The organism is Paenibacillus sp. FW101-FHT12H11, assembly GCF_058790355.1.
The window spans coordinates 872,563-887,572 of record NZ_JBYTCO010000001.1 but is presented as its reverse complement, the minus strand read 5'-3'; the positions used below and the strand labels follow the sequence as shown (position 1 = coordinate 887,572).

At 45.1% G+C, this 15,010-nt stretch carries 9 protein-coding genes; 1 reads left to right on the top strand and 8 read right to left on the bottom strand.

All coding sequences use genetic code 11. The features are described 5' to 3' along the window. Nucleotides 1-5 precede the first annotated feature (5 nt). The 7 genes from AC3WTJ_RS03675 to AC3WTJ_RS03645 all read right to left on the bottom strand — a co-directional run bounded on the left by AC3WTJ_RS03675 (nt 6) and on the right by AC3WTJ_RS03645 (nt 11,249). Nucleotides 6-1,607, bottom strand: a complete 1,602-nt coding sequence (locus AC3WTJ_RS03675) for an extracellular solute-binding protein (RefSeq protein ID WP_492520613.1) — start codon at nt 1,605-1,607, stop codon at nt 6-8. A 159-nt stretch (nt 1,608-1,766) separates the two neighbouring features. After that, the gene (locus AC3WTJ_RS03670) at nt 1,767-4,103 is read right to left on the bottom strand and encodes a helix-turn-helix transcriptional regulator (RefSeq protein WP_492520612.1); all 2,337 of its coding nucleotides are present in this window, start codon (nt 4,101-4,103) and stop codon (nt 1,767-1,769) included. Between the two features lie 145 nt (nt 4,104-4,248). Beyond that, a complete protein-coding gene (locus AC3WTJ_RS03665; RefSeq protein WP_492520611.1) occupies nt 4,249-5,178 on the bottom strand; it encodes a dihydrodipicolinate synthase family protein in 930 nt (309 codons plus the stop codon). Then, nucleotides 5,175-7,691 (bottom strand): alpha-mannosidase, encoded by a 2,517-nt coding sequence (locus tag AC3WTJ_RS03660; RefSeq protein WP_492520610.1) that lies wholly within the window; start codon nt 7,689-7,691, stop codon nt 5,175-5,177. The genes AC3WTJ_RS03665 and AC3WTJ_RS03660 overlap by 4 nt, the downstream gene beginning before the upstream one ends. Before the next feature lie 24 nt (nt 7,692-7,715). Further along, a complete protein-coding gene (locus AC3WTJ_RS03655) occupies nt 7,716-8,591 on the bottom strand; it encodes a carbohydrate ABC transporter permease (protein ID WP_492520609.1) in 876 nt (291 codons plus the stop codon). 14 nt (nt 8,592-8,605) lie between these two features. Then, nucleotides 8,606-9,517: an ABC transporter permease gene (locus AC3WTJ_RS03650; RefSeq protein WP_492520608.1), complete on the bottom strand. Its 912-nt coding sequence runs from the start codon at nt 9,515-9,517 to the stop codon at nt 8,606-8,608. Between the two features lie 97 nt (nt 9,518-9,614). Beyond that, entirely contained in the window at nt 9,615-11,249 is a 1,635-nt protein-coding gene (locus AC3WTJ_RS03645) for an extracellular solute-binding protein (protein ID WP_492520607.1), read from the bottom strand. A gap of 152 nt (nt 11,250-11,401) precedes the next feature. Here AC3WTJ_RS03645 and AC3WTJ_RS03640 point away from each other — a divergent pair, with 152 nt between their 5' ends. Beyond that, entirely contained in the window at nt 11,402-11,692 is a 291-nt protein-coding gene (locus AC3WTJ_RS03640; RefSeq protein ID WP_492520606.1) for a hypothetical protein, read from the top strand. 178 nt (nt 11,693-11,870) lie between these two features. Here the strand turns inward: AC3WTJ_RS03640 and AC3WTJ_RS03635 are convergent, their stop codons facing one another. After that, complete coding sequence (locus tag AC3WTJ_RS03635; RefSeq protein ID WP_492520605.1) at nt 11,871-15,002, bottom strand: exo-alpha-sialidase; 3,132 nt, start codon at nt 15,000-15,002, stop codon at nt 11,871-11,873. Nucleotides 15,003-15,010 lie beyond the last annotated feature (8 nt).

Below are 15,010 nucleotides of genomic sequence, written 5' to 3'. Positions count from 1 at the left end.
TCAAGTTACTTTATTACTCGTGCAAGTGCCGTATTGTAAATCTTTTCAATCTCCGTTGCCCCTTTGTCTTTACATTGCTTGATAAAAGCATCCCAATCGTTTAATGCCCCTTCACTGACAATGAATTTGTCCATATTTTGAGTTAAATAGGCATCCAATTGTGTGCGGAGTTGTTTAAGCCGATCTCGTTCTTGTTTATTAAATGGAGGATCATTGATCTCCCGGTAATTCATTCCGTCAGCCAGATCCTGGGTTGCCTTCTCAGACCATTTAATTAGTTCCGGTGCAGAAGATAACAGGATCGGATGGTCGTCAGATTGAAACGCTAAGCCAAGATAGCCGGTACCAAGGGCAGATTGCATCGAGCGGAAGGGATCTTGTTTATCTTTGAACTTCAGCTTCGTTGCATCCGATATCTGATATTCGCCGCCAACCAGCGTGTAATCCACATTTTCTACTCCGAAACTGGTTAGATTCGTCCCCTCTTCCCCATACATCCAGTCTATGAGCTTAATCACTTCTTCCGGATTCTTAACCTTAGCGCTTATTGCGTACATTTCACCAAGGTGATCCAGCTGATAAATGGTATTGCGTTTAACTCCTTTATTACTCGCCAGAGCAGGTAACAATTCAAACTTGGCTTCCGGTTCTTTCGTCTGAAGTGCTTTATTAAAATTCGCTCCGAAACCATTGTTATCTTGAAAAAAGAACGATTTGCCAGAGCTTAATTTCTCCTGCCATATTTGGGAGGTTGCTACGGCATAATCTGGATCAAGCAGTTTTTCTTTGTAAAGTTTATGAAGATAGGCGATAGCCTCTTTGAATTCAGGGGCAAAAGGACCAAATTTATATTGCTGCGTCAGCGGTTCATAGTAAATTTTAGTTCCCGTAATATTCGTATAGCCACTTCCAAAGCCGAAAGCAATAGGATTGATCAAATTTTCTGTTCCTGTTTTACCATTCGCCGCTCTACTCGTAAAAGGATAAGACGCTGGATAAGCTTCTTTAAACTTCTTAAGTACCTGATACAGCTCTTCGTACGTCGTTGGCGCTTTTAAATGAAGTTTCGCTAACAAATCTGTGCGCATCATTGGCAGTAGACCAGATTGAACGCTCCATTTCGTTACTAAAGGAAAACCGTACAGCTTGCCATCCACTTTCGTTTTATTGATTTCCGGCTTCTGCGCGATGAGCTTATGGAAATTCGGCATTTTATCCAAATACGGTGTGAGATCTAGAAAAATGCGGGTATCCGCGAAATCCGTAAGATCATTTTGATTGACCATCATGACATCGGGAATCGAATTTGTAGCCATTAAGGTTTTCTTTTTGTCCTCATAGTTACTCTGTGGAACGCTTTGCAAGGCAATCTTGACGTATTTTCTTTTTTGAATTTCTTGAACAACGACCGAATTTGCATCTAACGCTTGGGAAGAATGCTCGTATCTCATCCATGAAAGCGTCATCGGATTGTCCGATGGTGAAGAGCTTACTCTCGCCGATGGCTTGACTGTATGATTTGGTATGTAATCACACCCCGCTGCTAAACTCCCTACTACAACCAGCGAACAGCAGGCAGTTACCAATCTCCTGTTTCTGAAATCCATGGTGGTCCCCCTCCATAACCTGGATTTGTTCTGGCCATTTTTATTGTATAAGCGACTTGCCTCGCTTTAAAAGAACCAAATCAGCCTACGATGAACCATTCTTCCACTTGAGTCTCCATGATTCATTCTTCTACCTTGCCTGAATCGTCCATTTTCAAGCTATTTCTGCTTATTGCCGTGTATCTGCCGATATTCATTGGGTGAAATGCCTTCATGTTTTTTGAATAAACGCAAGAAGGTTGTGCGGCTGAAAATGCCGATCTGATCTGCAATATCACTAATCTTTATATCCGTATCGGCTAACAGTTCTTTCGCTTTTGCAATCCGAATCAGGCTGATATAGTCCGAAATATTCGTCCCTGTCGTCTCTTTAAACATCCTGGACACATACTTGGCGGACAGACCGATCTCGTTTGCAATGACCTCCAGATATAAATCCTTTTCATAATGCTTCTCAATATAAGCCGTAATAAGCGATACGACCGTACCTGATTTGCTTTCGGGTTTATACAACGTTTCGGTGATCATTTTATCGTAGAACTCAAATATCATTTTCAGCCTTGCATCAAACTCTGTCGGCAATAGCTCCTTTTGGCTTAAAAAATCATGCTCATTAGCCTCAAGAAAGTCATGCATACGAAGTCCTTTTTCAGTCAAATAACGGTTGCCTGTATGGAAAAACTCCACAAGCAAAGCCCCAAGAAAGTGATAAGAAACCCCTCTTGCTTTATTCAAAGCAATAATTCCTTCCAATTCACCTCTTAAGCCTTCCCGATCGCCTGATTTCAGCTTATTGACGATTTTGGTCTCATCCAGGAAAGAATAATAGTAGTTCTGATCGATATCCAAATGCGCTGCATCGACGATGACCGTCTTGGATGAATCTGTCCGCTTATCTATAGCCGTAATAGCATCACTATAAGATTTGGAATAATCCTCAATCTTGTCGTATCTTTTTCCTAACCCAATAACTAATTCACAATACATGGTGTCGTAAGCAAAGGTCATTGTAATCATTTCCAAAGCTTGTTCCAGCTGTTCACGATCTGCCTCACTCTTCAAATTAACCATGCAAACATATAAGTAGGGCTCATATTCCACCAAATAACAATTCACGTACTTTTTCATAATGCCCCATAGTACATTTTTCATCTTCTCGAAAATCAGTAAGCGATCCGCTTCCAGAATGTCATGATAGAATTGATCCCTGAACATAAACACAAAACAGCAGCATAAATAGGTACCTGTATGAAAATCAATTTCTTTTAAAATCTGGTTAACCGCATACGGCTGTCCCCCACGAACGCCTTTAATCAAATTCGTGAAAAACTGCTCGAGAATTTCCTCTGAGAAGGTATGAATTTTCATATTCGCGTCCTTATGCTGCTGGACCAATTGGCTGACGCTATTCCCAATCCGTTGAAGTTCGCCGCTGCGTGGTGTTCCTTGGTTGCCTTCTTCTATTCGTTCGGTTTTTTGTAAAATATCTCTGATATTTTTGATCGGGTTATACAGCCGAACGCTAAATATGGCAGAAAAGGCGATACCGATGATGATTAAACTGATACAGATCCAGATGATCAAGCTAAAAATGCTCGAAGACTCCTGGTTAAAAGAGCTCACCGGCGTAATCGAATAATACTTCCATCCATATTCGGAGGTGGTTTGAACAATCCAATTCTGCTCTTGTCCGATGTTAAGCGCTCCGTTACTTGCCTTTTCCTTCGAAAAACCAGCAACAACTTGCTCCACATCCCTTGCTTCCAATTCGCTGCTTTGCAAAATGACTTGATTATCTTTATCCATAACAATATAGTGGGTGGTCGAGAAAATGGAGTTGTTTTGCAGCGTGGCTGCGATTGTAGGGATAGAAATGGTCGTCACCATCGTTGCCAAATGACCATTCAAATATTGGGTCGTAACACTCGGAATGACATCACGATTCGTATTCATATTCGGATTCGCCACTCGCGTTGGCGTTAATAATTCGAACAGGCTGCTTTCGTGTAATTGTTTTCGCCAGAAATCTTTATTGTAACCATCGAATTTGTAAAAAGTGTCAAAGAAAACATCAAAGTCAACCATGCCATCACTAAAATAAACACGCTGATCATCCACAAATAGAAAGATATTGTCGACAAAGTGGCTTATCGTATTGCGATTCCCCGCAATGGATCTCACAATCGAAGGCAATTTAATTTTTTCTTCATCAGTAAGTAATGGATACGGTCGTAAATATTGTTGAATGGTATCGCTGAGCAGCAAGCTGTTGTTGGTTGACTGTGCCATACCTAAATAGATATCAATGGTTTTGGAGGAGGCAACCAAATTATCCGTAAGCTTTCCGGAGGCATCCTTCTTGATTAATTGATCCGCATTCAAATAGGCGATGACTCCGAGGATGACAATCGGGATCAGCAAAGAAAGGAAATAAAGCAGGATCTTAAAAAACAATCTATTTTTATTCAACGTTTGCTGCAAGTGTCTCCAATTCAAGTTTACTCCCCCATTATGAATGCTCTACCTTTAATAGTAAGCGGTTACAAATACTATTATTCTCATCTTTCTACATGAATCCTTCTTCTAAAAGGAAAATAAAAGGATAAGCAGGAAGCACGATAGTGTGCTTCCTGCTTATCTGTTAACGTTGGAATGAAAATTGCTGCGATAACTTCTTGGAGAGACGGTGTAACTCATCCACTTCGAGTTTATTCGTAGCTGTGAACTCGTCATGATTTCTCGCGCGCGAGTGATAATTCGAACTGATGCCTTCCTTCATTTGATAATATTTCGCGTTAATCGGATATAACTGCCGCTCAATAAATGAAGCAACACTCAGCAAATCGCTCAAGTACTGCGCTTCTTCAGGTTGCTCCTCCCAATGATGCAAAAGCCAAGCATAAAGATCCGGGTGAAAGTTGGCCATAACCCCGCTGTAACCGTCAACGCCCAGCTTCAATGTTTCCAAGAGCGTAGCGGTATTGGCATTGAATAGCTTTAATGAAGTTCCTTTGATCACTTCCAGCTTTTCTTTGATCATCTCCACATCGCAAGAAGTATCCTTTAAGAAGAAAAATCTTCCCGTATCTGCACACCACTTCAATGTCGATGGCGTTAATAGCCGCTTATAAGGAAATGGACATTCATAGATTCCAAGCGCAATATGCTCCGGCAGTTGTTCAATCAGCTTCTGAGCATTAACCTTCCACACTTCATCCGACTCATCTTCGTCCGCCAATCGGTTCGAGATCAGGATAACCGCCTCAACGCCTGTTTCTGACATCGCCATCACTTCTCGAGCTTGGTCTTCAATCGAGTCAGCGGTGTGTCCCGACGCAATGACGGGAATCCTTCCCGCAGCCTTCTCCACGACAAAAGCGGCAAGCTTCACGCGCTCTTCCAAGCTCAAGAAAAACATCTCGCTGGACTGACAGACAGCAAATAATCCGTCAACTTTGTTATGAATAAACCATTCAACCATACGTCCCATCGCATCAAAATCTATCTCGCCTGACTCCTTGTACAAAGTAATCATCGTCGGCCATACGCCGTTGGGGTTGTTAATTTTCATTGGCTCTCTCTCTCCTCCGTATGTTTCATTTCTATAAAATTCACTTCCTCAATCGGCTCATGCAGCTTGGAAGGCAGAAAGAACGTTTTGATCTCACATTTTCCAAACGTGCTTCGCCAGCTGCGATTCAAGGAAGGCAAGCTCAATTCCGTCTCTACTTCCCTTCCATAAATCTCTTGGCAGCGGAGAATCCATCCTTTCCCTTCCTCAGCTGGTTTGAAGGCTACTGCAATCACATGGTCTGAAGATATGGAAATTCCCTCCGAAATCTGCGGCAAATCCCCCTCGTGATACGTTTCCCACACTTGGAGCAGCGGATTATGCAATTCGTAGGCTTTACGTACAACTCCGCTATTTTGCCAAGAACCGCTATGAGCTGAAAGGACATAGGCAAATTCCTGTACGCCTTGATCCATAAATTCCACTTCTTCATCGCGTTCGCCGAAATGGTCGGCATAAATCGGACTTCGCACCACCGTCATCCTCAGCTCATTGCCTTGCACATCGTATCCGTATTTTGCATTATTGATGAATGAAAGACCGAACGTCGTTGACTCTCTACTGTCCGTTACACCTGGCTCATTGCCGGATAGATTCACCCACATCTGCCCAGGCACTTCATTCCCATTGGCAGGACGTTCGATATACCCATAGGGAATTTCAAACAAGGCTTTAGGCTGCTCCACGTTAACAGGGAAAGCCAGTTTCAGCATCTTATGCTGTTCTCTCCAGTCCAGCTTTACCTTGACATGCACATCAGAGCTGTCAGGCAGTAAGCTGATATCCTGGCGAAATACGGAACTTCCATAATAGCTGGTTACTCTGATCGTCGCTCGCAGCGGTCCATGCTCCAGCACCTTTAATTCAGCGCCCCCGAATTGTCCCAGCTCATCCCGATAGTGCGTAAGACCATGTCCCCAGGTATCGCTGTGACTCTCATCCAAGACAATTGGCACCGCTCCGTCGCTGGCTAGTACGTCTCTGCCGCCATTCCGCTTGTCAATCCAACGACGGATATACCCCGTGCCCGGATCAAGTTCAAGGTATATTTGACTATTCTCCAACCAACATCCCTCTGCCCTGACGGCATCCGCCGGCTCTACAACGTTGAAGGCTTTATCTCGATAGACCCAAAATACTTGATAGCCAAAAGCCGGAACTTTCCCCTTAATGAAGGTATCCCATTTATCACTGGTATTAGTCCGAGAGGCCCTGACCGTTTGAAACGGCAGAGGAATGCCTGCAGCATCTGTCACACCGGCCACTTTCTTATTTATGACAATGGGTGCCTCCACCTCCCACGATAAGGGGTTAAACACCACTAGAGGAGAGCCTAGATCATCTTGCTCCCAGAGCTGCCAGTCCTTCTCTTTGCTTAACGATTTTACGCCTGGTTTCATCGTATGAATGGACCAAGATATCTTTTGAAGGGCGGCGTTTATTGCTTTTGCTCCTATACTGGACGCTTCACCGTAAAAATCCCGAACATCGTCAAAAGCTTCCTTAATACTGCAGCCGCCCATAATGTCGTGAAAATGATTAAACATCACGTTTTCCCACGCACGATTAAGCGCTTCCATAGGATACGGCAAACCTCGCATCAAATTGGCCAAAGAAGACATTTTCTCAGCCGTAAGCATCAGGTGCTCGACTCTGCGGTTCGCGGCTTTGGATTCCGAGTGCGTGGAATAACAGCCGATGGCATGCATATGCATTTCATCCTTAATAACGGGAATATCCGGATTCTTCCGCCTCATTTCTGAGAAATATCGATTCGGAGAACTTAACTGAATGCCCTCCATGTCAGGCCGTTCTTGGAGCTGGTGGATGAGCTCGAGATTCTGGATAGTCGGTCCTCCCCCATGATTACCAACTCCGTAGAAGGACATGAACGCATGCCCGCCTGCAACTGCCATAGCTCTGTGACTCCGAATCTTATCTTCCATGCCATTGCTCGCCCAATTGCCGTAACTGTCAGCTAGCCTGAACGTCATCACGCGGCTGCCATCTTCCGACTCCCACCAAAATAAATCGTGCGGCAGCGTCTTCTCATGAGCACCTGGACGCATAAATACATAGGAATCCATCCCGCCTAGCTTCAAAAGCTGCGGCATCATGCCGTGGTGGCCGAACGAATCCACATTGTATCCGACCCGTGCCATCACGCCGAATTTTTCCATAAAATAGCGTTGTCCGTATAAACTGTGCCGCGCGAACGATTCGCCTGACGGCAAATTGCAGTCCGGTTGGATCCACCACCCGCCTGTAATGACCCATCTTCCTTCGGCAACACGCAGCTTAATTTCGGCAAACATCCCAGGGGCGTTCTCTTCCACCCATTTGTAGTACGCCGCGCAAGCACATGTAAATACAAAATCAGGATACTCATTCAATCGATCCAACGCAGAACGAAAAGTCGCCTTGATTTCCGCATATCCCTCTTGCCAGCGCCATAGCCAAACCGGATCCAAATGCGCGTTTCCTATTAAATGAAGCTTCGTTTCGACAGCCATGTTATCCCCCTAAATGAGTAGAGTTTAACCTTTTACAGAACCAAGCATTGCTCCTTGTACAAAGTATTTTTGCACAAACGGGTATATGACAAGCACGGGCAAAATCGCAACGAACACGCAGGCGTATTTGATATTTTCCGTCATGACCGCCATCCCTGCCTCTGCTGCCCCAAGCTGTGCGGATTGTGTAGCCATATCTCCTGATATGACGATATTGCGCAAAATGATTTGCATGGGGTACAGATTTTTCTCATTTAAATAAATAAGGGCAGGAAAAAAGCTGTTCCAGTGCGCCACCGCGTAAAAAAGAAACATCGTGGCCATAACAGGCAAAGAAAGCGGCAGCACAATTTTGGTGAAAACTCGGAACTCTCCAGCGCCGTCCATAATGGCAGACTCGTGCAGCGCTTCTGGAATATCTTCAAAAAATGTTCTCATAAGAATCATATTGAAAACATTGATCGCAGTCGGAATTAATATCGCCCATACCGTATTCACCATTCCTAACGCATGAACCACCATATACCGCGGGATAAGTCCACCGTCGAAGAACATAGTGAATACCACAAACAAGGCAAGAACAGAACGTCCATACATATGCTTACGGGACAAAGGATAGGCGCAAAGAGCCGTCATTGCCAAGTTAATAAGCACACCGGCAGCCGTATAGAAAATGGTATTTCCGTAGGAACGTACAATCGCGGGATCATTAAAAATAACATTGTAGGCTTTAAAATTAATCTCTATAGGGCGCCAAAATACTTCGCCGCTGCTAACGGACGATCCCGAGCTTATGGAAATTATTCCCATATAGTAAAGGGGATAAAGCGTAATAAAGATCATAGCCAACATAAAAGCTAAGTTAATCGTATCAAAAACAGAAAAGTTACGAAGTCGCATCTCAATTCCTCCTGCTAGAACAACCGGGATCCATTCAATTTTTTGGATATTTGATTCGCTGATATGACAAGCGCAAAAGCCAATACCGATTGGAAAATACCTACGGCTGCAGCGAAGCTAAAGTCACTGTCGATCAACCCACGGCGATAAACAAATGTTTGGATAACGTCGGCCGTCTCATACGTGGGACCACTGTACAGTAATAAAATTTTCTCGAATCCGACGGAAAGCATTTTGCCGAGCGTTAAAAGCAGCATGATCGTAACGACCGTTGAAATGCCAGGCAGTGTAATGTGCAGCAATTTCCGCCAGCGGTTTGCTCCATCCATCGTTGCCGCCTCATAAAGTTGTGGATCGATCGTAGTCAGGGCCGCCAAATAAATAATGGAGTTCCAACCGATCCCCTGCCAAATTTCTGAGCCTACATAAATCGTTCGGAACCACTGCGGCATAGACATGAAGGTCTTCGCTTCTCCGCCAAAAAGTTTCACGACTTCATTAATAAGCCCGTCGATGGAGAGGAAGTTGACCAGCATACCTACAACTACGACAGTCGATAAAAAATGCGGGATATACGTGATGCTTTGGATAAACTTTTTGAAAACTTTTTGCTGCAGCTCGTTTAACAATAAAGCGAATATGAGCGATGACGGGAAATAAAAAATAAGAGAATACAAGTTAATAAGCACGGTATTGCGCACGACTTGCCAAAAATACGGATCCGTCAGAAATTGGCGGAAATATTTCGTCCCTGCCCACGGGCTATGAAAGAAGCCTTTGACGATCGAATAATCTTCAAATGCCATCAGATTCCCAACCATTGGCGCATAATGAAAAATGACAAAATAGGCAAACGGTAATGCAAACATAAGATATAAGGGCATGCTCTTGCGGATATTCTTTTTAATCTCAACAGCTGGTGTCAATCATTTCACTCCTTCCCGAAAAAGAAAGGGACAGGCCGCCAGGTATGCCTTAGCAACCTGCCCTCTCACGATATGAATTGAACTTTGAACTTTGAGCTTATTTCACGCGTGCTAAGGCATCGTTATAGATTTTGACAATATCGTCTGCACCCTTGGATTTGAGTTGTTTCACGAAGTTATCCCAATCCTTAAGCGCTCCATCTGTCACAATGAACTTATCCATGTTTTGAGCCAGGTAAGCGTCGAGCTGTGTACGGATTTGCTTCAGTTTCTCACGCTCGTCTTTGGTAAATGGCGGGTCGTTAACGAATTGCACATTCTCGCCTGCCGCCAAACCTTTGGATGCTTTGTTGTTCCAATCTACCCATTCCTTCGTATTGAACGGCAATCCGGCATGATCGTCATTGTTCAAACCAAGTCCCAGGTAGCCTGTGCCATACTCCGATTGCAGCGCATAAAATGCGCTCGGCTGTCTGTCCTTGTATTTATTCACGACAGCGTCCGTCAATTTGTAATCGCCATTTTCGCCAGTGAAATCTTCCCCTTTGACACCGAAGTTGGTAACTTCGATTCCCTCTTGGGAATAGAACCAATCCATGAATTGAACAACCTGTTCCGGATTCTTAACTTTCGCATTAATAACGTAAGATTCCGATAAGTGGCCAAGTGCGTAGATCAGGTTCCGTTTTGCACCGCTTGGCGTCGTCATCGTATCCAACATATCAAACTTCGCATTCGGGTCCTTCTTCTGCAAATTGATGTTAAATGTGCTGGCGAAACCATTATTATCTTGGAAATAATAGGATTTGCCCGAGTTTAGCTTTTCTTGCCAAATTTGCGATGTAGCCGTAGCATAATCCGGATCTAGAAGTTTTTCTTTGTACAGTTTATTCAACCAAGTAATAGCCTCTTTGAACTCTGGCATCGCCGGACCGAATTTGTAAGTTTTATCTTTGGGCTCGTAGTACACCTTCGTACCGTTAAAAGTTGTGTATCCGCTACCAAATGCGAACGAAATGGGATTGATTAAATTTTCTGTGCCAGTAAGTCCATTGGCGGCACGAGCCGTGAACGGATAGGAATCCGGATTCGCTTCTTTCATTTTCTTCATCACTTGATATAATTCATCGTAAGTTGTCGGCTTTTTCAAACCTAACTTGTCAAGCACATCCATACGGATCATCGAAAGCTGGCCGCCAACCCCCTGCCAATTGGCTACGAGAGGGAATCCATACAGCTTCCCGTCAATTTTGTTTTTATTGATTTCCGGCTGCTGGGAAATGACCTTCTTCAGATTAGGCATTTTGTCCAAATAAGGCGTCAAATCTAGAAAGGTTCCCGAGTCGGCAAAGTTCTGAATATCGTCTTGTTTGACGAGCATGATATCAGGCAGGGTATTCGTTGCGATCAATGTTTTCTTTTTATCATCGTAGTTGCTCTGAGGTACACTTTGGAGATTTAATTTGACATTTTTACGTTTGGCAATTTCCTGAACAGCTTTCGAATTCGCCACAATCGCTTGCGACGGGTGTTCGTACCTCATCCAGGTCAGCGATAGCGGTTGGGCCGCTGCCGGTGTGCTCGCCGCACCAGCTGTCGTTGCCGGAGCCGCAGTCGAAGCATTATTGGTTGAAGCTGGCGAAGTGGTTGAACTGCTTCCACAACCGCTAAGCACACTTGATAACAAAAGCAATGAGCCGGTTACTGTCATAATCCCCTTTTTTGCTTTCATCGAATATATCCTCCTATGTAATTGGATTGCCTTACACGAGGATCATAGCACACCATTTTTGCCCAAATGAACGTCCAATTCGGCGTTTAAAGTGCCGTTTTTCCGCTTATCCGGCAATGATTCATTTCTCCGCTATGATGCAAATAGTCAACATGGCGGGTCGGACGGATCAGGACGGGGTAAGACGGAACGGCGGGATGAGACGGAACAAGGAGGACGGGCGGGAGGGGCGAGACGGATCAGGAAGGACGGGCGAGCGGGGCGGACAAGATCAAACGGAACGGCGAGGCACACCGGTGGTTGCCCAGCGAAACTCCCCCCGTTCGTCTAACGGACTCAGCTGCTCTTATTCGGCGAAATATAGCCGTTTTGAAAATTTAACGGACTCCAGCGCTGTTATTTGCTTGTTTCTACCGTGGTTTCGCCTCGAAATAGGCAAATAAGAACTCCTGTGTCCGTTAGAAATGAAACAGGGCGATATTTACGATAATAACGGCTGTGGAGTCCGTTAGAGTTGGCCGCCAAGTTCACGCCCAAGGTAGTTCACCTTGGAACCGTTCTTGGGCTACTCGCGCTACACAAAAAGGATGTCCCCAACAACTCGGGGACACCCTCTTGCCATTAGTTTAGCAATTTTAAAACGCGATAAACAATAGTTGCCACTTCAGCTCTTGTTGCTTTGCCTTCCGGATTGATCAGGTTGTCACTGCCCTCAATAATTCCAGCCTCCACAAGTAAAGCGACGCTTTCTTTGGCATACTCCGCAACGCTGGATGCATCCTTGAAGGAATTTAATGCGTCAAGGTTGCCTTTAGACAGCAGCTTTCCTGCTTTTTGAAGGGCTCTGGAAGCAAGCACCATCAAGTCTTGTCTGCTAACTTCCCCTTGAGGATTAAAGGTATTGCCGCCTACCCCATCCGCAATCCCCAAAGCCTTACTTATTGCCAACGCTTCATAATAATAATCGTTTTTGTTCACGTCATCGAAGTTACTGTTAATTTCCGCCTTCAGATTAAGCGCTCTGACAACCATTGTCATAAAGTCAGCTCTCGAAATATTTTTCTCAGGCGAGAACGTCATCTCCGAGGTACCGTTAACGATTCCTTTGCTAGCCAAGGCTTCTATAGCTTCTTGTGCCCATAAGTAGTTGTCATTTACATCTGTAAATACTGGTTTTGGCGTTGTGTCCGGCTGCTTCGTCGGTGGATTCACAGGAGGTTGCTCCGTTACAGGCGGCACTAAAGGCGGAGTTGTTGTGTTGCTGCTGCCTGTGCCGCTGCCCCCAGTGTTACCATTGTTACCACCGTCACCGCTTCCACCACCGCTGCTTCCCAGTACTTTAACGACCGCCGTTCCAGACGCTATGTTGCTTCCATCAATGACTTTTGCAGTAATAATTGTTTGACCAACACTCTTGGCTGTAACTTCCCCTTTATCATTCACTACAACAACTTTCTCATCGCTTGAACTCCAGTTGATGGATTGAACCGTTGAGTCATCCGGCGTTACTGTTGCTGCCAAAACACTGGATTGTCCGCTATTTAGCGTAATTTCGCCAGGTGTAACTGTAACGCTTGCAGCAGGGATTCTTACTTCCACATTAGCTGTCGCAGTAAAGTTACCGTCAAGTGTTCTCGCTGTGATGACAGCCGCTCCTTTATTAACAGCCGTAACAATACCGTCCGTATCTACTGTAGCAACACTGGAATCGCTTGAACTCCACAGCACTGTTTTATTCGTGGTTTGACTTGGGAGTACTGTCGCAATTAATGCTTCAGACTGCCCTTTGAACAGAGCAAGGTCATTTTTATTTAACGCCAAACTTTGGGCCGCAATAGCATTGGGATCATTGTAGAGATATACCCTCAAAGGTGCTTTGAAAAATGGCAGCATATCGCTCGTTATCCCCTGCGGCAGCTTGCTCTCATCCACAACGCCGGTAAGGTTGCTAATCAAGGAATTAAGCTTATAGTTCGCTTTAATAGCTGCAACATCCCATACCACCGGCAGATCGACGGAAGGAAGAACAGCATTTTCTGCACCAGGTTTATAAGAGGTATAAGCTTTAATGGTAGATGGGAAAAGGGCCTTAATCGCACTATCGGATGCCGTACTGATATTGAAAGAAGCAGGTACGGCAACTTCTCGATCGATGCTTTCATATTCTCTGATAACGGTTACAGGATCTCCTTGCTTAATCCAGTCCTCTGTTATTCTGGAGAACGTAATGTTTTTATAGCTGCCCAAAGGTTGATTGGCAGAGTCTGTATCAAGCGACGAGAAAAACCGGCTGAAGCTGATCAGAATATCTCCGTTATGCGCTTGCGTAATGGCAGGATAATGGTAGCTTCCCGTGCTGCTTCTTGTATCCAGGGCAAGATGTCTTCTGTATTTCCACGTTTTACCTTCATCATCCGAAAGGGCGACAGCCAATGTGTTCCGGTTTGATTCCGTATCTACGTGAACGAAAGCCCAATTACCGTCCTTAAGCTGCAAAAGATCATGCCCTACGCCCGGATCCTGCAGTTCCGGCACATCCTTGACCGTTGACCATGTCAATCCTTTGTCTTTGGACTCGGAAGCCACCACACGATAAGGCCTTGGCCCGTTGTCACGCATATAAGCTACAATGGTGCCGTCTTTTCTTTGAGCCATCGTGGCCTGAATGTTGGCGATACCTACTATGGGCTCACTCATCTCCCACCGAAGCGAATTGTCCGAAAGAGGTTTGGAAGGGTCATACTCTGTAAAAGCCATAATACTCATTTCCAACATGTCCGAATAGAGAGGCAGGATCAGACGAACTTTGCCGTTGCCTAAATCGGCGGCAAAAGGCTTATCTTTGGTTTGCCAGCCGAGTCGGCGGGCGTACGGATAACCGGAACGGGCTTCCGTAATGGTGTCCGCAACTGTAGGAGCATACAAATATTTGGTTGGATCGCCGCCAATTAACTGCATGGTTTCCGTGACTAGACCGTCAAATTCAGCTTCATTCATTTTCCGGCTCATCCCTGCTCCGCCATCTGCAACCGGTTTGAACAAATACTCTTTTTGCTCATCAAGCTTGGCCTTTACCGTATTGACGAAACCTTTGGCCAACTCAGGACGCGCAACAACAGGCGCTGTAGCCCAAGAAGGTCTTGAAGTGGCTCCTGCTCTATCATCGAGCGACTGGCTAATATTGTCGTCTGCGCTGCTCGGAATGACCACGCCGCCAATATTTTTACCAAGTTTAATGCCGACATTTTCTGAAAAAGTCCAGTTCGGTGCTTTGTTGCCAACCTCCTCAAGCTCATAACTGCCTTTTTCAGCATACGCATAGCGAGGTTGGGAAGTTTGCCATCTGCCCGCCAAGACGGGATACCAGAAAAACCAGAGGCGGTCCCCGGCATCAACGTAGACGACAGGATTAATGTCTGCGATGTCTTGAGCGTCGGTGACAACAAACGGCTTCAGCCATGTTTTTCCACCATCGGTTGAACGTGCTCCCATAATCCGTGTCGTAGTCGCATCCCGCTCGCCATTTCCTTGAAACCATACGCACAGCAACTCTCCGTTTGGTAATTCTACAATGCTGGAGCCATGTACGTGATCACCTGTAGCCCCATTATCCTTAATTGGTTTAAAAATACTTACCGTTTGATCGGAAATGGTGAATGTTCCCGGACTTGCAGCCAAGGCAGGAATTAGACTTGTTGCAGATATCGCGATACAAACCGTCATAGACATTAATAGCTTGAATTTCCTGTTCATCTGCATGA

Coding starts and splice junctions, on each gene's coding strand:
- AC3WTJ_RS03660 (WP_492520610.1), bottom strand. CDS start 7,691: ATGGCTGTCGAAACGAAGCTTCATTTAATAGGAAACGCGCATTTGGAT.
- AC3WTJ_RS03640 (WP_492520606.1), top strand. CDS start 11,402: ATGGCGGGTCGGACGGATCAGGACGGGGTAAGACGGAACGGCGGGATG.
- AC3WTJ_RS03655 (WP_492520609.1), bottom strand. CDS start 8,591: ATGCGACTTCGTAACTTTTCTGTTTTTGATACGATTAACTTAGCTTTT.
- AC3WTJ_RS03675 (WP_492520613.1), bottom strand. CDS start 1,607: ATGGATTTCAGAAACAGGAGATTGGTAACTGCCTGCTGTTCGCTGGTT.
- AC3WTJ_RS03645 (WP_492520607.1), bottom strand. CDS start 11,249: ATGAAAGCAAAAAAGGGGATTATGACAGTAACCGGCTCATTGCTTTTG.
- AC3WTJ_RS03665 (WP_492520611.1), bottom strand. CDS start 5,178: ATGAAAATTAACAACCCCAACGGCGTATGGCCGACGATGATTACTTTG.
- AC3WTJ_RS03635 (WP_492520605.1), bottom strand. CDS start 15,002: ATGAACAGGAAATTCAAGCTATTAATGTCTATGACGGTTTGTATCGCG.